General features: G+C 51.9%; 20 protein-coding genes and 1 riboswitch. Of the genes, 3 read left to right on the top strand and 17 right to left on the bottom strand.

Annotated features, from left to right (window positions below):
* Positions 1–127 precede the first annotated feature (127 nt).
* A riboswitch (cobalamin riboswitch) is annotated at positions 128–317 on the bottom strand.
* Positions 318–451: 134 nt separating this feature from the next.
* Positions 452–1,393 (top strand): ArsR/SmtB family transcription factor, encoded by a 942-nt coding sequence (locus JRJ22_RS07825; protein WP_206103955.1) that lies wholly within the window; start codon positions 452–454, stop codon positions 1,391–1,393.
* A 133-nt stretch (positions 1,394–1,526) separates the two neighbouring features.
* Here the strand turns inward: JRJ22_RS07825 and JRJ22_RS07820 are convergent, their stop codons facing one another.
* Positions 1,527–1,802 carry a DUF6171 family protein gene (locus tag JRJ22_RS07820; protein ID WP_206103954.1) on the bottom strand — a complete coding sequence of 92 codons (276 nt, stop codon included), beginning with the start codon at positions 1,800–1,802 and terminating at the stop codon, positions 1,527–1,529.
* 14 nt (positions 1,803–1,816) lie between these two features.
* On the bottom strand, positions 1,817–3,313 hold the full coding sequence (locus JRJ22_RS07815) for an alpha-N-arabinofuranosidase (protein ID WP_206103953.1): 1,497 nt from the start codon (positions 3,311–3,313) through the stop codon (positions 1,817–1,819).
* Positions 3,314–3,556: 243 nt separating this feature from the next.
* On the opposite strand from JRJ22_RS07815, the gene JRJ22_RS07810 reads away from it, so the two are divergent.
* The gene (locus JRJ22_RS07810; protein WP_332461370.1) at positions 3,557–3,979 is read left to right on the top strand and encodes a peptide deformylase; all 423 of its coding nucleotides are present in this window, start codon (positions 3,557–3,559) and stop codon (positions 3,977–3,979) included.
* Positions 3,980–4,144: 165 nt separating this feature from the next.
* Here the strand turns inward: JRJ22_RS07810 and JRJ22_RS07805 are convergent, their stop codons facing one another.
* The 9 genes from JRJ22_RS07805 to JRJ22_RS07765 form a co-directional block, all read right to left on the bottom strand.
* A complete protein-coding gene (locus tag JRJ22_RS07805) occupies positions 4,145–5,083 on the bottom strand; it encodes a 5'-3' exonuclease (RefSeq protein ID WP_206103952.1) in 939 nt (312 codons plus the stop codon).
* Positions 5,084–5,111: 28 nt separating this feature from the next.
* Entirely contained in the window at positions 5,112–5,477 is a 366-nt protein-coding gene (locus JRJ22_RS07800) for an arsenate reductase family protein (RefSeq protein ID WP_206103951.1), read from the bottom strand.
* A gap of 22 nt (positions 5,478–5,499) precedes the next feature.
* A complete protein-coding gene (locus JRJ22_RS07795; protein WP_206103950.1) occupies positions 5,500–6,528 on the bottom strand; it encodes an RluA family pseudouridine synthase in 1,029 nt (342 codons plus the stop codon).
* Position 6,529: 1 nt separating this feature from the next.
* Positions 6,530–7,093, bottom strand: coding sequence for a cob(I)yrinic acid a,c-diamide adenosyltransferase (locus tag JRJ22_RS07790; RefSeq protein WP_206103949.1), 564 nt, complete (start codon positions 7,091–7,093; stop codon positions 6,530–6,532).
* Positions 7,094–7,371: 278 nt separating this feature from the next.
* On the bottom strand, positions 7,372–7,623 hold the full coding sequence (locus tag JRJ22_RS07785) for an aspartyl-phosphate phosphatase Spo0E family protein (RefSeq protein WP_206103948.1): 252 nt from the start codon (positions 7,621–7,623) through the stop codon (positions 7,372–7,374).
* A 181-nt stretch (positions 7,624–7,804) separates the two neighbouring features.
* On the bottom strand, positions 7,805–9,034 hold the full coding sequence (locus JRJ22_RS07780) for an aminotransferase class I/II-fold pyridoxal phosphate-dependent enzyme (protein WP_206103947.1): 1,230 nt from the start codon (positions 9,032–9,034) through the stop codon (positions 7,805–7,807).
* 13 nt (positions 9,035–9,047) lie between these two features.
* A complete protein-coding gene (locus tag JRJ22_RS07775) occupies positions 9,048–9,548 on the bottom strand; it encodes an Lrp/AsnC family transcriptional regulator (protein ID WP_054941998.1) in 501 nt (166 codons plus the stop codon).
* A gap of 243 nt (positions 9,549–9,791) precedes the next feature.
* Positions 9,792–10,184: a spore coat protein gene (locus JRJ22_RS07770; RefSeq protein ID WP_206103946.1), complete on the bottom strand. Its 393-nt coding sequence runs from the start codon at positions 10,182–10,184 to the stop codon at positions 9,792–9,794.
* Positions 10,185–10,232: 48 nt separating this feature from the next.
* Positions 10,233–10,466, bottom strand: a complete 234-nt coding sequence (locus JRJ22_RS07765) for a hypothetical protein (RefSeq protein ID WP_206103945.1) — start codon at positions 10,464–10,466, stop codon at positions 10,233–10,235.
* 179 nt (positions 10,467–10,645) lie between these two features.
* On the opposite strand from JRJ22_RS07765, the gene JRJ22_RS07760 reads away from it, so the two are divergent.
* The gene (locus JRJ22_RS07760; RefSeq protein WP_206103944.1) at positions 10,646–11,884 is read left to right on the top strand and encodes an NAD(P)/FAD-dependent oxidoreductase; all 1,239 of its coding nucleotides are present in this window, start codon (positions 10,646–10,648) and stop codon (positions 11,882–11,884) included.
* 85 nt (positions 11,885–11,969) lie between these two features.
* Here the strand turns inward: JRJ22_RS07760 and JRJ22_RS07755 are convergent, their stop codons facing one another.
* The 6 genes from JRJ22_RS07755 to JRJ22_RS07730 all read right to left on the bottom strand — a co-directional run bounded on the left by JRJ22_RS07755 (position 11,970) and on the right by JRJ22_RS07730 (position 18,858).
* Positions 11,970–13,514 (bottom strand): flavocytochrome c, encoded by a 1,545-nt coding sequence (locus JRJ22_RS07755; RefSeq protein WP_206103943.1) that lies wholly within the window; start codon positions 13,512–13,514, stop codon positions 11,970–11,972.
* 593 nt (positions 13,515–14,107) lie between these two features.
* Entirely contained in the window at positions 14,108–14,839 is a 732-nt protein-coding gene (locus JRJ22_RS07750; RefSeq protein ID WP_206103942.1) for a response regulator, read from the bottom strand.
* Complete coding sequence (gene dcuS, locus JRJ22_RS07745) at positions 14,836–16,440, bottom strand: DcuS/MalK family sensor histidine kinase (RefSeq protein ID WP_206103941.1); 1,605 nt, start codon at positions 16,438–16,440, stop codon at positions 14,836–14,838. The genes JRJ22_RS07750 and dcuS overlap by 4 nt, the downstream gene beginning before the upstream one ends.
* A gap of 36 nt (positions 16,441–16,476) precedes the next feature.
* A complete protein-coding gene (locus tag JRJ22_RS07740) occupies positions 16,477–17,688 on the bottom strand; it encodes an MFS transporter (protein ID WP_206103940.1) in 1,212 nt (403 codons plus the stop codon).
* Positions 17,689–17,760: 72 nt separating this feature from the next.
* Entirely contained in the window at positions 17,761–18,306 is a 546-nt protein-coding gene (locus JRJ22_RS07735) for a hypothetical protein (RefSeq protein WP_206103939.1), read from the bottom strand.
* A gap of 132 nt (positions 18,307–18,438) precedes the next feature.
* Positions 18,439–18,858, bottom strand: a complete 420-nt coding sequence (locus JRJ22_RS07730) for a DUF350 domain-containing protein (protein WP_206103938.1) — start codon at positions 18,856–18,858, stop codon at positions 18,439–18,441.
* Between the last annotated feature and the right edge of the window lie 15 nt (positions 18,859–18,873).

Raw genomic sequence — 18,873 nt, 5'->3', positions numbered from 1 at the left:
GAAATGCAATACAGCAGCTTATTCCGGCTGATACCGCAACAAATCTCAGGATTCCCGTCAGCGGCGGAAGCTGCCCGGCCTCTATTTCATTAACCCGTTCGTACACCGCTCTTATCCGCGTAGAGTCGTGGTATGCGCCAACAAGGTAGGTCTCCTTGCTCGAAATACAAACGCCAAATCTTCGTCTTCCCCGGCAGCCTTGCCGAGTGACATCCTGAAGTTCAGCTCTTTCTTACAGTGGCGGGACCGCTCGGGAGTTTCACCCGATTCCCTGTTACCCCTCGCCTGACAAGGGCACCTTGTTTCTTCGCTAATTTTCCAATCCATTATAGAGGCCCACGCCAGACCTTGTCTGTGATAAAAGTGAAGTGCCATTCTTGCCTTTTAGCTTGTACCTAACACATTTAAATAATATAATTATTAACTATATAACATGAACCGGAGGTTCTCCATGAAACTTGATCTTACCGAAGACTCTTTACCGGTGTACGAAGCATTATCCAGCAGCGTACGCCTTCATATGCTCCGGTTGCTTGCGGTTCAATCCATGAACGTCAAGGAGCTGGCTGGAGCAGTTAATCTCAGCAGCGCGATTATGACGATGCATGTGCGCAAACTGGAGGCTGCCGGGCTAATCCGCACCCACATGGCTCCCGGACGAAGCGGTTTACAGAAGATCTGTTCACTTGCTGCCGAGAATGTAGAAATCATCTTCCCTGCACAGGTTAAGGCCGAACGCAAGGCTTACCGCAAGGAGATCCCTGTCGGCCACTACTCCGATTTCCAGATCGAACCCACCTGCGGGCTGGCGACTACGGAGCAGGTGATCGGCAACTTCGACGACCCGCGTTATTTCTGGGATATGGAACGGGTAAATGCCGGTATACTCTGGTTTGGAAAAGGTTATGTCGAATACAAAATCCCGAACTTCCTGTTAACCAGCCAGCAGCCGGAGGAGCTCGTCATTACAATGGAGATTGCCTCCGAAGCCCCTTCTACCAATAACAATTGGCCGTCAGACATCGCCTTCACCCTGAATGGCCATAAACTGGGTTATTGGACAAGTCCGGGAGACTACGGTGACCGCCTGGGGAAATACACACCGTTATGGTGGCCTGCGTATACCAATCAATACGGCCTGCTCAAGCAGCTGCGCATTACACCTAAAGGAACATTCATGGACGGCCTTAAGCTGTCTGACATTACGCTTGAGCAAGTCGGCATCAGGGACAAGCAATGGACCTTCCGTCTCTCGGTAGATGACGATGCTGAACATATCGGCGGCCTCACCCTGTTCGGCAAAGGATTCGGCAATTATAACGACGATCTGGTCGTTGAGCTGTTCTATACCGACAGCGCCAGCCCCGCAGATCCGGCTGAAGCAGCCGAATAATACACAAAAAAACAGCGGCAGCCAAGGACATTGTCAATCGTCCATGACTGCTGCTGTTCTATTGTGCCTCGTGCAGCGGGAAATCCTTATGCACAGGTTAAGCTTATTCATCGCGTGGCTTCACCCAAGCGGTTTATTCAACGACAGGCTGCCACAGCCCGCCTCCCGGCAACGGGCAGCCGCGTGCTTTGAGCCGGGCGACGACCGGAATAATACAGCCGCAGGCGGTACAGGTCACGCCGTCTTGAAGCTTGGGACACGCGGAGCACAGAGCGAAGCGGGCCGCGTATACTTCTTCCGGCGCTGTATTGTCCGGCGTGAACATCGGGGAAGCCAGAATCCGGGCTATCTGTGTCTCAGTCACTTTGTAATCATCCCGGCAGCCTTTGCAGGCAGATGTTGTACTCATCTTAGATCTCCGACTTAAGCCTTCGGCTTAATTTCCAGTACGGTAACCGACATTGGAGGCAGCTCCAGGCTGAGGACGCCGTCTTCCAGCTGGAAGGCGGTAAACGGCTGTGGCACTACTGCTTCCGGCTCACTGAAGGTATTATGGGCATCGACTGTCGTTCCGGCAAGTGTCGTTCCGGTCACTTCTGCCGCCTGCCCGGCAAGTCCGCGCAGCTCTAGCGGAAGCTTGGCTGCTGCTGCATGGTTCAGGTTGCACAAGCTGACATGAATCACGCCTTCTGAGTTAACAGAAGCAGATGCCGACACCTCCGGAATTTCGCGTCCTTCGAAGCTGTAAGTTCCGCTCTCCAGCGCCAAATCCAGCAGCTCTGCATCCTGATGCACCTTATACATGTTGAAAACATGGTAGGTAGGCGTCAGAATCATTTTCTCCCCTTCGGTAAGAATTACAGCCTGCAGCACGTTGATCGTCTGGGCAATGTTAGCCATCCGCACCCGGTCACTGTGCTTGTGGAAAATGTTCAGTGTCAAGCCCGCAACCAGTGCATCGCGGATGGAATTCTGCTGGTAGAGGAAGCCCGGATTGGTTCCCGGCTCGACATCATACCAGGTTCCCCATTCATCGACGATCAGGCCAACGCGCTTCTCCGGATCATATTTATCCATAATGACACTGTGACGGGTAACCAGCTCATCCATGTGCAATGCCTTCTCCAGCGTAGAGAACCATTCCTTGGTCTCAAAACCGGTAGCCGCGCCTTTGTTATGCCATTCCCCTGTTGGCAGCGTGTAATAATGCAGTGTGATCGAATCCATGAACCGGGTGGCTTCACGCATGAGCACTTCTGTCCAGTTATAGTCATCTGCATTCGCACCGCAGGCGATACGGTGAATCTTATTGTCGCCATAATTGCGGACATACGTCTGGTAACGGCGGTACAGATCGGCGTAATATTCTGGACGCATGTTTCCGCCGCAGCCCCAGTTCTCATTCCCCACGCCAAAATAAGTCACACTCCAAGGCTCCTCGCGTCCGTTCTCCTGGCGCAGCTCAGCCATCGGTGAAACTCCGTTAAACGTCAAATATTCCACCCATTCGGACATTTCCTGCACGGTTCCACTGCCTACATTGCCGTTAATGTAAGGTTCACATTCCAGCATGGCGCATAATTCCATAAATTCATGGGTGCCAAAATGGTTATTCTCCACTGTGCCGCCCCAGTGTGTATTGATCATCCGTTTGCGGCCTTCGCGCGGACCGATGCCGTCCTTCCAGTGGTATTCATCCGCAAAGCAGCCGCCCGGCCAGCGCAGCACCGGAATCTTGATTTCCTTAAGCGCTTCCACAACATCGTTGCGGATACCCTTTGTATTGGCAATCGGCGAATCTTCGCCCACCCAGATGCCTTCATAGATACAGCGTCCCAGATGTTCAGCGAAATGTCCGTAGATGTTGCGGTTAATGGTTCCTTTGCGGATGTCCGTGTTCAGTACCATGCGTTTAGCCATTTAGTTATCGCTCCCTTAAAAGTTAATGAATATATTAATCATTTAATAGCAATATTAATATTATAATCAAGATTCTTCTTATTCGTCAATCTTTATATGAAGCACTCCTGACGCTATGCATGGGTTCGGGAAGCGATGAAAGTCCCAGCTCCCTTTGCATATCGGAAAAGATTAATTTCATTGTCCTGACTAATCTCCAGATGATATTATGACAGGGACAGCTAACAACAAAATACAGCAGACATGGAGAGTATGATGATCAGACCTATTTGTAAAGATATGAACATTTTAAGCCAGCGGTCCGCTCCGGCAACCAGGGAGGATATGCAGGTTGTAGATGACCTTCTGGATACACTCCGGGCAAATGCAGACCGGTGTGTCGGTATGGCGGCCAACATGATCGGTGTCAACAAGCGTATCATTGTGTTCAGCATCGGGCCAGTGAACGTACCCATGATCAATCCGGTCATCACCAAGCGTACCCAGCCTTATGAAACAGAGGAAGGTTGCCTCTCACTTGAAGGCGTACGGAGGACTATCCGTTATCAGAGCATTGAGATAGAGTTCTTAGACCGTAACTTCAAGCAGCAGAAACAGGTTTTCACCAGCCTGACCGCGCAGATCATTCAGCACGAGGTCGATCACTGCGAGGGGATCATCATTTGAGTCTGGTATGATGCTATTGGTGTGCCAACCGATAGCTTGAATCTGTCCTCCACATTCAAAAAGCGCCTTCGGACCGTTAACAGTCCAAAAGCGCTTTTTTTTGTCAGAACAATATTATGAAACGGACATGCCTGAATCCGGCAAGCTTTTTGGGCATGTCTAGCGTTAACCCAGATCCCCAAGTTCAATCTGCACAATGCCCCGCTCATCACGCACCCCGCCGCCCATCTCACCGATCAGATGCATGAGGCTGCCGAACTCCAGCTCCTGAAATTTGCGCGCCGCCGTCTCACGCTGCAGCTCCCACATACATTCAGCCAGGGTGCAGACAACCGGCACATCACAGCGGATTTCAGCCAGCTCCCTCGACAAATGCAGCATGTCCAGATCTGCCTCAATCTTAGAGCGTACCCCCTTCGGCAGCAGATGCAGATTCTCAATTACACCTTCGACGGTGCCGTATTCGGTCAGCAGCTTCAGCGCTGTCTTCTCGCCGATGCCTTTTACGCCAGGATAATTGTCGCTCGTATCGCCCATGAAGCCCTTCAGGTCAATGACCTGTCTGGGCGTAAGTCCTTTTTCCTCCAGCAGCTCCGCCGGATCGTACACCTTATAGTTGGAACGGCCTTTTTTCATAATGACGACCTTGACGTTGTCATTGACCAGCTGCAGCATATCGTGATCACCGGTGAGGATGTAAACCTCAGACTCCCCGCCGTAGCAGGCAGCCAGTGTGCCGATGCAGTCATCCGCCTCATAGCCCACAAGCCCGATATTCGGTACACCCAGCTCGGCCACTACTTCCTTGACCAGATCAAACTGCGGAATCAGCTCCAGCGGTGCATCTATCCGGTTAGACTTATAACCGTCATACTTCTCGGTGCGGAAGGTGCCTTTGCCCATATCCCAGCAGCAGACAACATGGGAAGGCTCGAACGTGCTCACCGCGTCGAAAAAATACTGCAAAAACCCGTACACCGCATTGGTCGGCAGACCGGCCTTTGTCTTGCGGATATATCCTCCATACGAGGTTGCATAAAAGGCCCGGAACAGCAGAGCCATTCCATCGACGATCATTACCCGGCCCGTTGTTGCTGAACTCATGTGTAACCTCTCCTTATATTCAATCAGATTAGGCGTTGCTCCAGGCTTCGCCGTATTGTTCTTCTTTAAAGCCGACGGTGACTTTCTTGCCGTCTGTCACTACCGGACGTTTGATCAGCATTCCGTGGCTGGACAGCAGCTCAAGCTGTTCATCTTCACTGAGACCCGCCAGCTTGTCCTTCAGCCCAAGTTCCTTATAAACTTCCCCGCTTGTATTAAAAAACTTCTTCAGCGGAAGTCCGCTGTTCGCCACCAGCACACGCAGCTCCTCTACTGTAGGCGGCTGCTCGGCAATATGCTGCAGTTCCAGCTCATGGCCCTGATCCTTCAGCCATTTCACTGCACTCCGGCATGTGCTGCATTTCGGGTATTGATAGACTTTTAAGTGACTCATAACTGACTCCTTCGGTATTAAATTAAAGTTGCTCCTGCCGCAGCTTCTCCTGCAGCAGCGCCATATCAGACGGCAGCGGCGCTTCGAAGACCAGCTCCGCAAGCCCTACCGGGTGCTTGAACGAGAGCCGCACCGCGTGCAGCGCCTGACGCGGGATCGCCGCATCCAGCTCGGCGATCCGGGCAAGCTGCGCCGCTTCCTCCGGCGTCAGCTCTTCCCTTGCTGGGGGCAACAGTTCGGCCTCCAGCTCCGCCTCCACCGGCCCCCGGCCGTACAGCCGATGGCGGTACATGCCGTCGCCGATCAGCGGGCAGCCGATCGAGCTCATATGCACCCGGATCTGATGGGTGCGTCCGCTCTCCAGCTTCAGCTCGACCCGGGCTGCGCGGCCCGGGAAAACCTCCTTAACCTCGTACCGGGTCAAGGAGGGATAACCATCCGGCGTCACGATCCGCCGGTGCGGCTCTGCCGGGTCCCGGTCAATCGGACCGTCAATATCACCCGCAGGAAGCGCAGGCACGCCGTGCACGAAGGCGGCGTAACGCTTGTCTACCGTGCCGGCAATCATCTGCTCGGAAATATGCTGGTGGCTGTAAGGATTCTTGGCAATCACCAGCACTCCGGAGGTCTCCTGATCCAGGCGGTGAACCGGACGAAAACGGTACCGCTCCCCTTTTGCCGCCCAGTAATGCACTACTCCGTTCGCCAGCGTATCCGTGTAATGTCCATGCGTCGGATGCACAATGATGCCTGCGGCTTTATTTACCACCAGCAAATGCTCATCCTCATACAAAATATCAAAGGGGATATCCTGCGGCAGAATATCCTCCGATGTTTCCTGCTCCATGCGGATCTCCACCCGGTCTCCGCTGTTTACTCTGACACTGATATAGACGCGTTCTCCGTTCAGCATGATGCCCTGCTCCGTCATCTTGAGCCGGGACAGCAGCTTGCGGGAGACATCCATCCGTTTCTGCAGGATGGTTTTAAGCAGCCAGCCGTCTTCCTGCGGCGGCACTATATACGTAATCGGTGAATAGTAGCTGCTCATGTTAGTTGCGGAACACCTTTTTACTGCGCACATATTCTACGTCAGCAATCCCCAGCCGTGTATTTGCCGTCCGTGCGAGCGCAAAGAAATAGTCCGACAGCCGGTTCAGGTAGATGACCGCCTCCGGATTGATATCGGCACTCCGTCCAAGGGTAACCGCACGCCGTTCCGCACGACGGCAGACTGTACGGCAAACATGGAGCACAGAAGATAACTGGCTTCCGCCCGGCAGGATGAACCGTTCCAGCACCGGATTCTCCGCCTGGAGCTGATCAATCCAGCCTTCCAGCCGCTCAGCCATTTCGCTTTTAACCTTGAATTTATTCTCGCTTAGCTTCACAAAAGCCAGATCCGAGCCGCAGTCAAACAGCTCATGCTGAATCTCCAGCAGCTGCTCACGCACATCGGTGAAGCTGTCATCCTCCATCAGGCTGCGGGCCTGCCCTACAAAGCTGTTGAGCTCATCGATCGTGCCGTAAGCCTCGACGCGGACATCGTCCTTGCCTACCCGGCCGCCGATCACTGATGTCTCTCCTTTATCTCCCGTACGCGTATAAATCGCCATGGTGTTCTTCCTCCCCCTCACACTCAAATCATATAAGTATAGTTTAATCGCAACGGTGCAAATTAGGCAAATAAAGCCCGGCATTTCTGCCATGTCAATAACTGCCTGGGCGCGGGAATGCCGGACTTCTTATGTATACTCACGGTCTATGGGTAATAGGGGGAATAAACCTTCATCAGTCCCGCCAAAGGAGGCTCAAGGGTATGCATCACCATCCGGATCTATGTATCAGCACAAAAAAAAGGGCCCTGGGGCCCTTGGTCAAAAGATATCCACAGCTAGAGGCTGCGGTATGATTCCTTCATATATTCATTGATTTTGAGATCCAGCAGACAGCTGATTTCGATCACATGCTGCGAAGTGAAGGATTGCTCCTGCATGAAGAGCTGCTCCATCCTGCTGCGCAGGATCAGAATCTCATGTTCCAGAGAAAGCTTGCGGGCAGCAGCATCAGTGTCCGAGGAGCGTTGGCCGCTTCCCGGATAACAATCCCCGCTGTAGGAAGGCAAGTAATAATCGCCGATGAGCACTGGTCATCCCTCCTAATGGATTATTGCTAATTGCCCAGGAGCATAAGGAGTCTCCCATTTTGCGCAATCGCCTGGTTACCAGAATAAGAGTTCCATGTAAATAAATACAGGTGTTTCTTGTTCTTAAAGTAAAATAATACCATAAAGCAGAGATATCCGCTATAGCCCGATTTACTTGCTCCTAACCGTCATATTCCGTCCGTTCCCGTTCCAGCTGTGAGACAAAAGCACCTATCCGTTCGATGGCTTCATTCAGCTGCGATACGGAGGTTGCGTAGGAACAGCGCAGATAGCCTTCTCCTCCTAAGCCGAATACGCTGCCCGGCACAGCGGCAACTTTATACTCCAGCAGCAGTCGCTGAGCAAATTGATCGGAGGTAAGTCCGGTCCGCTGGATGCTCGGAAAAGCGTAAAACGCGCCCTGCGGTTCATGACAGTCCAATCCGGCATCACGCAGGCCTTTGACAATCAGACGGCGCCGCTGGTTGTACGAATCGGTCATCCGGTCCTTTTCCTCCATGCCGTTGGTCAGAGCCTCCAAGGCGGCAACCTGGCCCATGGAAGGGGCGCACATGACGGTGTACTGGTGGATCTTCAGCATGGCAGAGATCAGATCAGGATGGCCACAGGCATATCCCATCCGCCATCCGGTCATAGCAAAGGCCTTGGAGAAGCCGCTGACCAGAATCGTCCGGTCCATCATGCCCGGAAGCGAAGGGAAGCTTACATGGTTGCTTCCATAGGTCAGCTCGGCGTAGATTTCATCTGAAATCACGATAAGATCATGCTTCTCCACAACCTTGGCAATCGGTTCCCAATCCTCCCGGCTCATAATCGCTCCTGTCGGATTGCTTGGATAACAGAGTATCAGAATCTTGGAACGCGGCGTAATTTTCGCTTCAAGCGCTTCTGCCGTCAATTTGAAGTGATTCTCGCCAAAGGTTTCAATCCCGACCGGTATCCCGCCGCCAATTGCAGTAATCGGAGAATAAGAAATATAACAAGGCTCGGGAATCAGAATTTCATCACCAGGCGAGATTAAGGCGCGGAGCGCCAGATCGATCGCTTCACTGCCGCCAACCGTCGCAATAATTTGGTTCGCAGGATTATACTCTACTGCAAACCGTGAATGCAGATAATTCGCTATGCCTTCGCGCAGCTCCGGCATACCCGCATTTGAGGTATAGCCGGTAAAGCCTCTTTCCAGCGAATACACACAAGCTTCCCTGACATGCCATGGCGTCTTGAAATCCGGTTCGCCGACACCCAGTGAGATGATGTCTTTACTCCCTGCCGCCAGATCAAAAAACTTGCGTATACCCGACGGCTGGATCTGCTGAACCAGCGGTGCCAGATACGAATTCATGGATTTACCTGATTCTCCGGTTTGCTTCTGGTTATTCGTGATCATATGATTACTTCCTTTACGGAGATATCAGCAGACGATTGTCCTCTTCATGCTCTTCAAAGATGATACCGTCCTGTTTGTATTTTTTGAGCGTAAAGTTGGTTTTGGTCGAGAGTACAGAATCAATCGGGGAGAGCTTCTCAGAGACAAAATTAGCGACCTCACGGAGGTTGCGTCCTTCCACTTCCACCAGCAGATCATATGCCCCTGACATTAAATAGACCGATTTCACCTGCGGATACAGGTAGATCCGTTCGGCTATACCCTCAAAGCCGCGGCCGCGTTCCGGAGTAATCTGTACTTCGATCAACGCGGTTACCCGCTCGTCGTCCACCTTATCCCAGTTCACAACAGTAGCATATTTCACAATAACGTGGTCCTTTTCCATTTGCGCGATAACGGTCTTAATATCTTCTTCTTCCGCTCCAAGCAGGGTCGCCATCAGCGCCGTAGAGCTTCGAGCGTCCTCCTTGAGCAGTTCCAGCACTTTCCGCTTCAATTCGTCCATTTCCTTCATGCCTTCCCCCCGGATAGTTCGCGTTAGCCGCCTTTCTGAATCAGCGCGGCAATAGCGAAAAGAGTTTAATACTAATATGACATGAAACGGTCCGCTCTGCAAACAAAATAACCCCGCCGGGGCGGGGTCATCACATCAATAACCTTAAACACCGTCCTTAGAAAAATTTCGCCGGACGGATTACCCCTATCTTTTTACAGACGAAGCATTGCCTTGCGGTGCTTCACCTCAAGGGGAGAAGGGTTACATATAGTAAGAGTTTTGGCTATGCACATTTGCCTGGTGCAGCGGTACATTTGCCGCCTGAGTATAATTTCCGGCCCCGCCTGTCTTCTGCTGTACGAACTGCTGGCATTTTGCTTGCGTTTGCTGGGCGCTTTGAATCTGCTTGTCCACAGCTTGGCGAAGGGCTTTGTCTGGTGTTTGATAGAATCCCATCTGAGACATCTGGTTGAACAGATCCCCCTGAATACGCAGTGTATCCATGGTCAAGTCATTGAAGACCCGGCGCACGGTTTGACAATTGGATTCGGTAGCCGCTGTCGTATACTCGCGTACTGTCCGTTTCAGGTCATCCAGAATCATAGTCAGCAGGTCCTCATCTGCCATAAATGCCGATCCGTTTTGTGCGTACACTAGCATTACCTCCTATTTTTGTTTGGACTGGATTGCATGCAAAGCTGATTATTGAGGCTGTGTCGGCGCATATTGCTGGTGCTGCTGCAGCAGCTGAATGAGCGTGCTCATGTGATGAGAGTGGCTTTGGATTTGCTGAACGCAAATCTGGTGAACCGTAGAGTTCTGGGTCGTACCTGCGGTAGCAGCCAGCTGCTTAATGAGCAAATCCTCGTTGGAAATGGAGTCTGAGATGTATTCCAGCTCTTTACCGCTGAGTGCCTGCATTTGGGTTGATTGCATGTTCTGAATTCCCTCCTTCTAGTTGTACAAGCAGTTCTTATTATGCCGCGGCAGCCTATGCTTTATGTGCTTTTTGGAACAGCCCGGCCTCATTATGAACTGGAGGAAGGCCGTTGTATTAGAACAGGCATCTCCGCCAATACTACCCTACCGGAATCTCATTAAGGAGAGATCAACAGATGAACCTGATCAGCGGGCAGCTGCCCTGGGAATCGACATTACCTAATCCGCCGGCTTATCCTTCACTGGAAGGAGATATCACCTGCGATTGTCTGATCGTCGGCGCAGGTATGGGCGGAGCTATGACCGCTTACCGTCTATCCCTCAGCGGGGCAGATATTGTCCTGATTGATAAAAGGGCTACCGGCAACGGCAGCTCCCACGCTAACACCGGCCTTCTGCAAATCGCCAATGACAAGTCGCTGACCTCTTGCATCAACACGTTCGGTGAAGAACAAGGGGTACTGTTCTATAAGCTGTGCAAGAGGGCCTTAGGCAAGATTCTGGAGCTGCCGGACCAGCTGGACATCGATCCGCTGATTATTCCCCGCAGCTCCCTGCTGTATGCGAGCACTCCCGAGGATGTTCCTCTACTTCTGCAGGAATACGAAACCCTGACGGCACACGGCTTTGACGCAGAATTCTGGGATGAGGACAAGGTGCGTGCCCATTACGCTTTTTCCAAGCCTGCGGCTTTGTATTCCAGTGGTGATGCGGAAACCAACCCTTTCCGTACTGTCCACAGCCTGATCAGCAAGGCACATTCCCGCGGAGTTAACATATTTGAGCACACTAAAGCCCGGCATTATGAGTTCAGCGCGGAAGGAGTTACCTGTTACACTGACCAAGGGCGGATCTTTGCTAAACATGTGATTTTTGCGATGGGGTATGAGACACAGGAAATGAAAAAAGACCGGGGGGCCAAGCTGATCAACACGTATGCTATGAAGACCCGGCCCCTAAAAAAGCTTCCCAAGTGGCATGAACAAAGTCTGATCTGGGAAACGGCCCGGCCTTACCTGTATTTCCGCACAACCCCGGACGGATGCATTATTGCCGGAGGCAAAGATGAGCAGCTGACGACTCCGGAACGGCGGGAGGTACGAGTTATTTCACAGAGCCGGCGGCTGCTGGAAGAGCTTGAAGCGCTGTTCCCGGAAATCAGGGGAGTAGAAGTGGAATACTGCTGGGGGGGAGTTTTCGGCTCCACCCGCGACGGGCTGCCGTATGTGGGGCCGCATCCGGAGTTCCCCCATTGTTATTTCATTGAAGGCTATGGCGGTAACGGAACGGTCTATAGCATGATTGCCTCTGAACTGCTCGCCGATACTCTTGCCGGCAAATACCGGCCCGAGCTTGAGCTGTTCTCGCTGACACGGACCGCCAAGCCGTCCCCTGCTCCTGCAGTTCAGACCTAAAAAAACACCAGCTGCCCGGGCTCCTTTGAGCCCTGGCGGCTGGTGTTTGCCATTTTGCCGGTTAGCACGCTGCAGAAGTCGGATCTTATTGTGCTTTTACGAATTCAGCGGATTTAATTCCTGCCTGACGGCCAAAGATAATAATCTCGGCAACAGAGTTGCCTCCGATCCGGTTCTGGCCATGCAGCCCGCCCGTTACTTCACCTGCTGCAAACAGGCCGGTAATCGGATTACCGTCTTTATCCAGAACTTCGGTATTGGTGTTGATCTTTACACCGCCCATAGTGTAGTGAACTCCCGGGCCAATTTTGATGGCATAGTAAGGACCTGCGGACAGGTCATTGTCCATGCCTGTTGTTCTGCCGAATTCGGCATCCTGTTTATTTTTCACAGCGCTGTTCCAAGTGTCCACTGTAGTTTGCAGCTGGTCTGCCGGAACCTTCATGGCCTCAGCTAAAGCTTGAGGTGTATCCCCATGGATCACAAATCCCATTTTCTCATATTGCCCGATGGCTTTCACACGGGATTTAACACCGGAATCAAATACAAGATAAGCAGACTTTTCAGCTAGTGTATTGATTGCCGCAGTGACTTTATCACGGGTGTCCAGTTCATTTGTGAACCGTTTGCCTTCACTCGAAACAAGAATAGCCCCTTCGCCGCGAACCGCTTCCCCGATGAGATAGGATTTCTCCTGCTGCACGGTCGGATGAACCTGGATTTGATCCATATCCACCGTCGTACCGCCAACCTTCTCAATCATCTTAATGCCGTCACCCGTGCTGCCAATCTGGTTGGTAGTCACGTATCCTTTGAGATCGGGTCTGACTTCAGTGATCATATCCGTATTGGCACCGAAACCGCCGGTGGTCACAACAACTGCTGCTGCAGTGATCGTTTTCTCGTCAGCCTGGTTAAACAGGACCTTAACGCCGTTTACTTTACCGTCCTGCTGAGTAATTTCTTTCACATCGGCATTTACAAACAGCGGAATGCCTTGGTCCTGAACATTTTGCACCAGACCTTTAACCAGGTATTGGCCTACAGCAGACCCGTCCTCAGGACGGTGTGTACGTTTTTCGTTCATACCGCCGGTAATCGTAATATTGTTCAAACGGATTCCGATCGAATCCAGCCAGTCAATCGCACTCGCGGACTGATCAACGAAGAAACGGAGCATTTCTTTGTCGTTGGTATCGTGACCGCCTTTTAGCGTCTCATTATAGAAAAGATCATTGCTGTCCTCAATCCCCTGCTCTTTCTGGAATTTGGTTTCGGAAGCGTTCATTCCCGAAGAGGATTTCGTTGTATTTCCGCCGGCAACCGGCATTTTTTCAAAAATAACCGGATTCATGCCCTTTGCCTTCGCTTCAAGCGCTGCAGACATGCCTGCCCCGCCGGCACCGATAATGATAATGTCATAGTTATCTTTCAATTGATCGAGCGGTGTATAGCTTGCTTCGGATGCCCCCGAAACAGCTTCTGTTTCTTTTGGCGCGTTAGTTGCGGTTGCCGTGCTGTTCTTGCTCTTGCTCTCACTTGCGCTATTGCTGCTGTTGTTACCGCATCCCGCGATAATAAGTATAACGGAGAGAACGAGAAGAAGAGCGGCTGCTGTTTTCTTTTTCATCTGTAAACCCTGCCCCCTTGTGCATATTTTCACAATTATCATAGCGGCAAAGCCCCTCTTCCTGAAAGTATACGTAACTAAAGAAAACGTTTAGTAACTAAAGTAACCGGCCAAAGCGGGACTGCATGTGGCCGGTGCGGGACAGAACTAGAGGGATTTCACCTTTGCTTCTAGCTTTTAGCCTGTACGTGGCGGAATCAGGGGGACTTTTCCCTTTGATTCCAGCTCTTAGCCTGTACGTGGCGGAATCAGAGGGACTTTTCCCTTTGATTCCAGCTCTTAGCCCGTACGTGGCAGAATCAACGGGACTTTTCCCTTTGATTCCAGCTCTTAGCCCGTACGTGGCAGAATCAACGGGACTTTTCCCTTTGATTCCAGCTCTTAGCCCGTACGTGGCAGAATCAACGGGACTTTTCCCTTTGATTCCAGCTCTTAGCCCGTACGTGGCAGAATCAGAGGTATTTTTCCCGCTGATTCCAGCCTTTAGCCCGTACGGGACGGAATCAACGGGACCTTTCCCTTTGATTCCGTACCGTACCACTCGCGCACACACAAAGTGAATCAGAAATAAAAAAAAAAGGCCCGAAGGCCCCTTAACGGCTGCTGCCGCTGATGTATTTCGTAATGATGTCATGCCCGACAGGAGTAACCGTGTACATGTACACCGGTCTCCCTACAGCACCATAGCTGATCTCCATGTCGAGTACTCCAGCATCTTTCAGAAACGCCAGATACTTTCGCACAGAAATCCGCGAAATCGGGGCATTCTCCGCAATATCCTCCGTTGAAAATATAGGCCTCTCCAGTTGCTGTATAGTGTTCCAGATACTGTCCAGTGTCCCTTCGGACAGCCCCTTAGGCAGTGCTGCCGTCTTGTCCTCTTCTGTTCCAGGCGGATGCCGCAGCAGCTTATCGAGCTGCTGCTGGCTGAGCGGCTCCTGCTGCTTCATCAAGGTATAATCCTCCCGGTAAGCAGACAGGGCAGCCTGAAACCGGGCAAACTCGAATGGCTTAATTAAGTAATCTACGGCTCCGAGCTGCAGCGCCTTGCGGATGCTGGCCTTGTCGCTGGCAGCGGAGATGACGATAATATCGACCGTACTCCCCTTCTCACGGAGAGTGGACAGCAGCTGCAGTCCGCTGGTCCGGGGCATATATATATCCAGCAGGACAAGGTCAATTACCTGTGCTGCAAGCATCTCCACCGCTACCTCACCCGTAGAGGCCCAGCCTGCGAATTCAAAGCCCTCCACCTGCTCCAGATAGTGGCGGTTGAATTTCGCGACCATCGGATCATCCTCGACAATCAGTACCTTAATATTCATACATTCTCCTCACCCTTAACAGCATATGGCACTATCGCGATGAAGGTAGTTCCCGGTTCCATACCGCAGATGAGCTGAAGGCGTCCCCCCAGTTTCTCTACACTTTTACGCACCAGGTACAGTCCGATCCCACGCTGTTCTCCTTTGGTCGAAAACCCTTGTTCAAAGATTTGCTTCTGCAGCAGCTCGGGAATTCCCGGACCGCTGTCCTCCACCGTGCAGCACAAACTCCCGTGCTCATAATGAAAAGCAAGCTCAATTTCCTTAACCTCCTGCCCTTCTAACGCCTCCATTGCGTTGTCAAGCAGGTTGCCGGCGATAGTGATCAGCTCATGGATCGTCTGCGGATCAGCAGCTTCCGGCAGATAGCTGTCCTCCGCAAGCAGCAGATTAATCCCCGCTTCCCGTGCCCGGCTGAGCTTCCCCAGCAGAAATCCGGCCATTACAGGGTCCTTAATCATGCGGGTGATGGACCCGATTTCGTTCTGATAGTTGCTGACTGTCCCCGAGATATACTGCTGCAGCTCATCATACAGTCCCATATGCGTCATTCCCATAATAACGTGCAGCTTATTCATGAACTCATGCGCGCCTGCCCGCAGCGCATCTGCATAAACCGAAATGCCGGACAGCCGCTCCGCCAGGACAGCCAGCTCGGTTTTGTCACGGAACGTGGCAATCGCCCCGGCAACCTCCCCGTTAACCCGGATCGGCACACTGCTTACGAGCAGGGTGATGCCGTTCAGCTCAAGCTCCTGGTCCTGTTTGGGTTCACCGGTAGCAAGTACCTGCTCCAGACCCAGCTCCGGCCAATAATCAGCGATATTGCGGGTCATGCCATTCCCCTTAATGCCAGCCGTGTTAAGAAGCCGCTCTGCTTCCAAGTTGACCATCGTGACCGTAGCTTCATGGTCCACTGCTATAATCCCTTCACGTGTTGATTGCAGCATAGCACTACGCTCCTGCAGGAGCTTGGAGATGTCTGCAGGCTCCATGCCGAAGATCATCCGCTTTATCCTCAGGCCGAGAACGATTGCTCCACCGGCTCCAAGCAGAGCACCAGACAGCAGAATTGCGATAAGCGTCCATTCATTTTGCCTCACCAGACGTTGAACCTTCTCCATGGAAAGGCCTACTACAACTACTCCCACCTGATATCCCTGGCCTGTATACACGGGAACAAAGGCACGCAGAGACTTACCCAGCATTCCTTCGCCTTCGGAGATGCTCTCTTCTCCGCGGAGAGCAGCCTGCTGCCCTCCCCCGACAAAAGACTTACCGATTAAAGAGGGATCAGGATGGGAATAGCGGATGCTGTTCATATCAATTACAACTACAAACATAATATCATTGCGGCGGGTAATTTTGGAGGTATAGGCCTGGATCTCCCTGCTGCGCCCTTCACTTAAACCCTCTGATACCAGCGGCATAAGGGCAATTGTACGTGCAATCGCATTCGCTTTATCCTCCAGCGCATGACGGGTCTGCGGAATAATCTGATTACTAAAAATAATATATAGCACCAGCAGGACCAGCAGCACTACAGCCGAACCCATAAATGCTACCTGAGTTCTTAATCCGATCAATCTTTTTTTTGCCATGAATACAAAAATCCTCTCCAGCTTGTCTTGCTTCAATTATTGCATATTGCCGGCGCGGCTGCGATGAAGCTTGCGGCGAAGGACGATCCAGCTGCCTAAAGGCGCGGCCCCCAATACAAGCAGCAGTACAATGATCGCCATCTGGGAGCTGTTAACAGACAAGACCCCAATAAATGCAAACATCCCCAGTATTCGCCCGCTCATCAGGCTCAGCTCGCGCAGCACCACTAATTCAACCCGCTTACTAACACTTTCCGCTGATTCACCCATCAGGTCGAAGCTGATAGAAGTCATCGGCAGCATATATAGCGGCATGAACAGCGCGGTTCCGATTCCCATCACCAGCAATGTCCCATAGCTTACCTTCCAGACAAGCGGCACAATAACAGCCAGCAGCAAAATCCCCCCGGCCAGCATACCCGCAGAACGGTAGCGGGGCTTGAACCATTTGCCTGCCAAGAAATAACTGATGAGCGACACCGCTGATGTAATCAGCGCAAATTGTCCCAGCTTGCTCTCTGTCTGCGCCGCGATGTAGACCAGAAGATCGATCAGAAAAGCGAAGACTCCCCCTCTTAAGCCTTGAAAGAACAGTGCAGCCGAGACAGGCCGCCAGCGGCTTCCGGAACGCCGCAGCTCCCTCCACGGCTCCAGCCACAGATATTCGCCTTCACTTTTGCGTTTCTTCAGAAAAAAGCTCAGGACAGCCGCCGCTGCATAAATACCCAGGGAGAGCATAAACACAACTCTGTACCCGCGCTCCCCCTGCAGCCTGGAGATCATCCAGCCCGAGAGAAACGGGCCGATGATCCCGGCGAGTGAACCCAGCAGGCCGATCCAGCCATTATAAAAATCCCGGTTATCCGCCTCCGTTATTTCAAAATAGATAATGTTATAAGCGAGCCAAAATACGCCGATGGATAATCCGAGGGTCAGGCCTAACGGCCAAATATAACTGGAGGCTCTCCCGCCAAGCAACAGCACCAGCAAATAAAAAAAGCCCGAAACGGCGAGTCCCAGCCGCAGGGCATTCATTTTATTATGTTCCTTCACCCACTTGCCGGCCAGCCAGAAGCTAAGGCCCACCGCCACCTGCTGGCTGAGCGCAAACCAGCCGATCATGACGTAGTCCTGACGGCTTTTCCACAAATATACATTTAAAAAAGTACCTGCCAGAGCACTGGCCAGCAAATACAATCCGTTCACCGCAAGCAGCAGTACCGCCTGATTCTGTGGTGCTCTCTTCAATACGACGCCCTCCCTGCCTTCTGAACAATCCTGCTTATCATTCCCGGAAGGAGGGCGAATTATGAACAGTGCTTATTTATTCCCGTTGCTCAGGTTACGCACAAATCCTGCCCGGTCTTCCTGTGCCAGACTCTGCTGAACATGGAAGCATGAAGGGCATACATACAGATTCAGCGAAAAAGGCGCCTTCAGCACAGGTCCACCCAGTGCCTCAGGAGAAGACGGCTCAAAGCTGGTTACCTTTTGTATACCGGACAATACCAGGAGTTCATGGCACTGCGGACATTCCGGCGCCTCGAGCTGTGCCGCCAGAACCGCTGCTACGCTCTGTTCATACTGCTTCAGATCATAATCGTCACCAAACTGGTCAAGGGTGTTGAAGATCGGCACTACACTTTCTTTGTCATCGTCGTCCCACAAGTTCTCATCACTGATCTCATCATCTTCCGCGGCATCCGGCGTTTCTTCCAGTTCTTCATCCTCAAGATCATCTACGCCTACCGTGATTGTACGGTATCCGCTAAGCTCATTATTGCAATGGGGGCAGGTATCCTCTGGCCCGAATTCCTCGTCCCACACAATTTCGGTATGGCACCAAGGGCATACAGTTGTTTCCATCTTCACGTTCTCCTTCTTACCTCACATTTAAGAATCAGTTCACCACTAAATAAATAATTCCGGCCGCTATAAAAGCGACGGCGGAAATAAACAGCACCCGGATCAGAATTTTCATCAGTTTCTACTCCTAAGTCAGAATATAGCCGCTCCGATCACATAGGACAGTGAAACCGAGATCAGCATAGCTGTAAGTCCCACCGCCCGGTTATCTGCTGCAATTTCATCATCAATTGAAAAGACGGGAGTCAGAAATTCGAAGAGGAAATACGCAAGCAGCAGCAGCAAAAAACCGACAAGTGACCATTTCATTGTCTCATATATCGAGGCTCCAGCCTGGATGCTGAAGCGCAAAATATTACAGATGCCGAATATTTTGCCGCCGGTTGCCATCGCTACCGCTACATTCCCCTTACGAATCTCTTCCCAGCAGTTGTACTTAGTCACCATTTCGAAAAAGGACAGGAATATCACCAGGCCGAGAATCGCCACGGTGAAGTAACCCAGCAGTGCACCCAGCGGATGATCCAGCAAAAGATCAATATTTCCTTGCATTGTTCCCCTCTTTCT

Source organism: Paenibacillus tianjinensis, assembly GCF_017086365.1.
GTDB classification, from domain to species: domain Bacteria; phylum Bacillota; class Bacilli; order Paenibacillales; family Paenibacillaceae; genus Paenibacillus_AQ; species Paenibacillus_AQ tianjinensis.
This window is presented reverse-complemented; position numbering and strand designations above follow the sequence as displayed.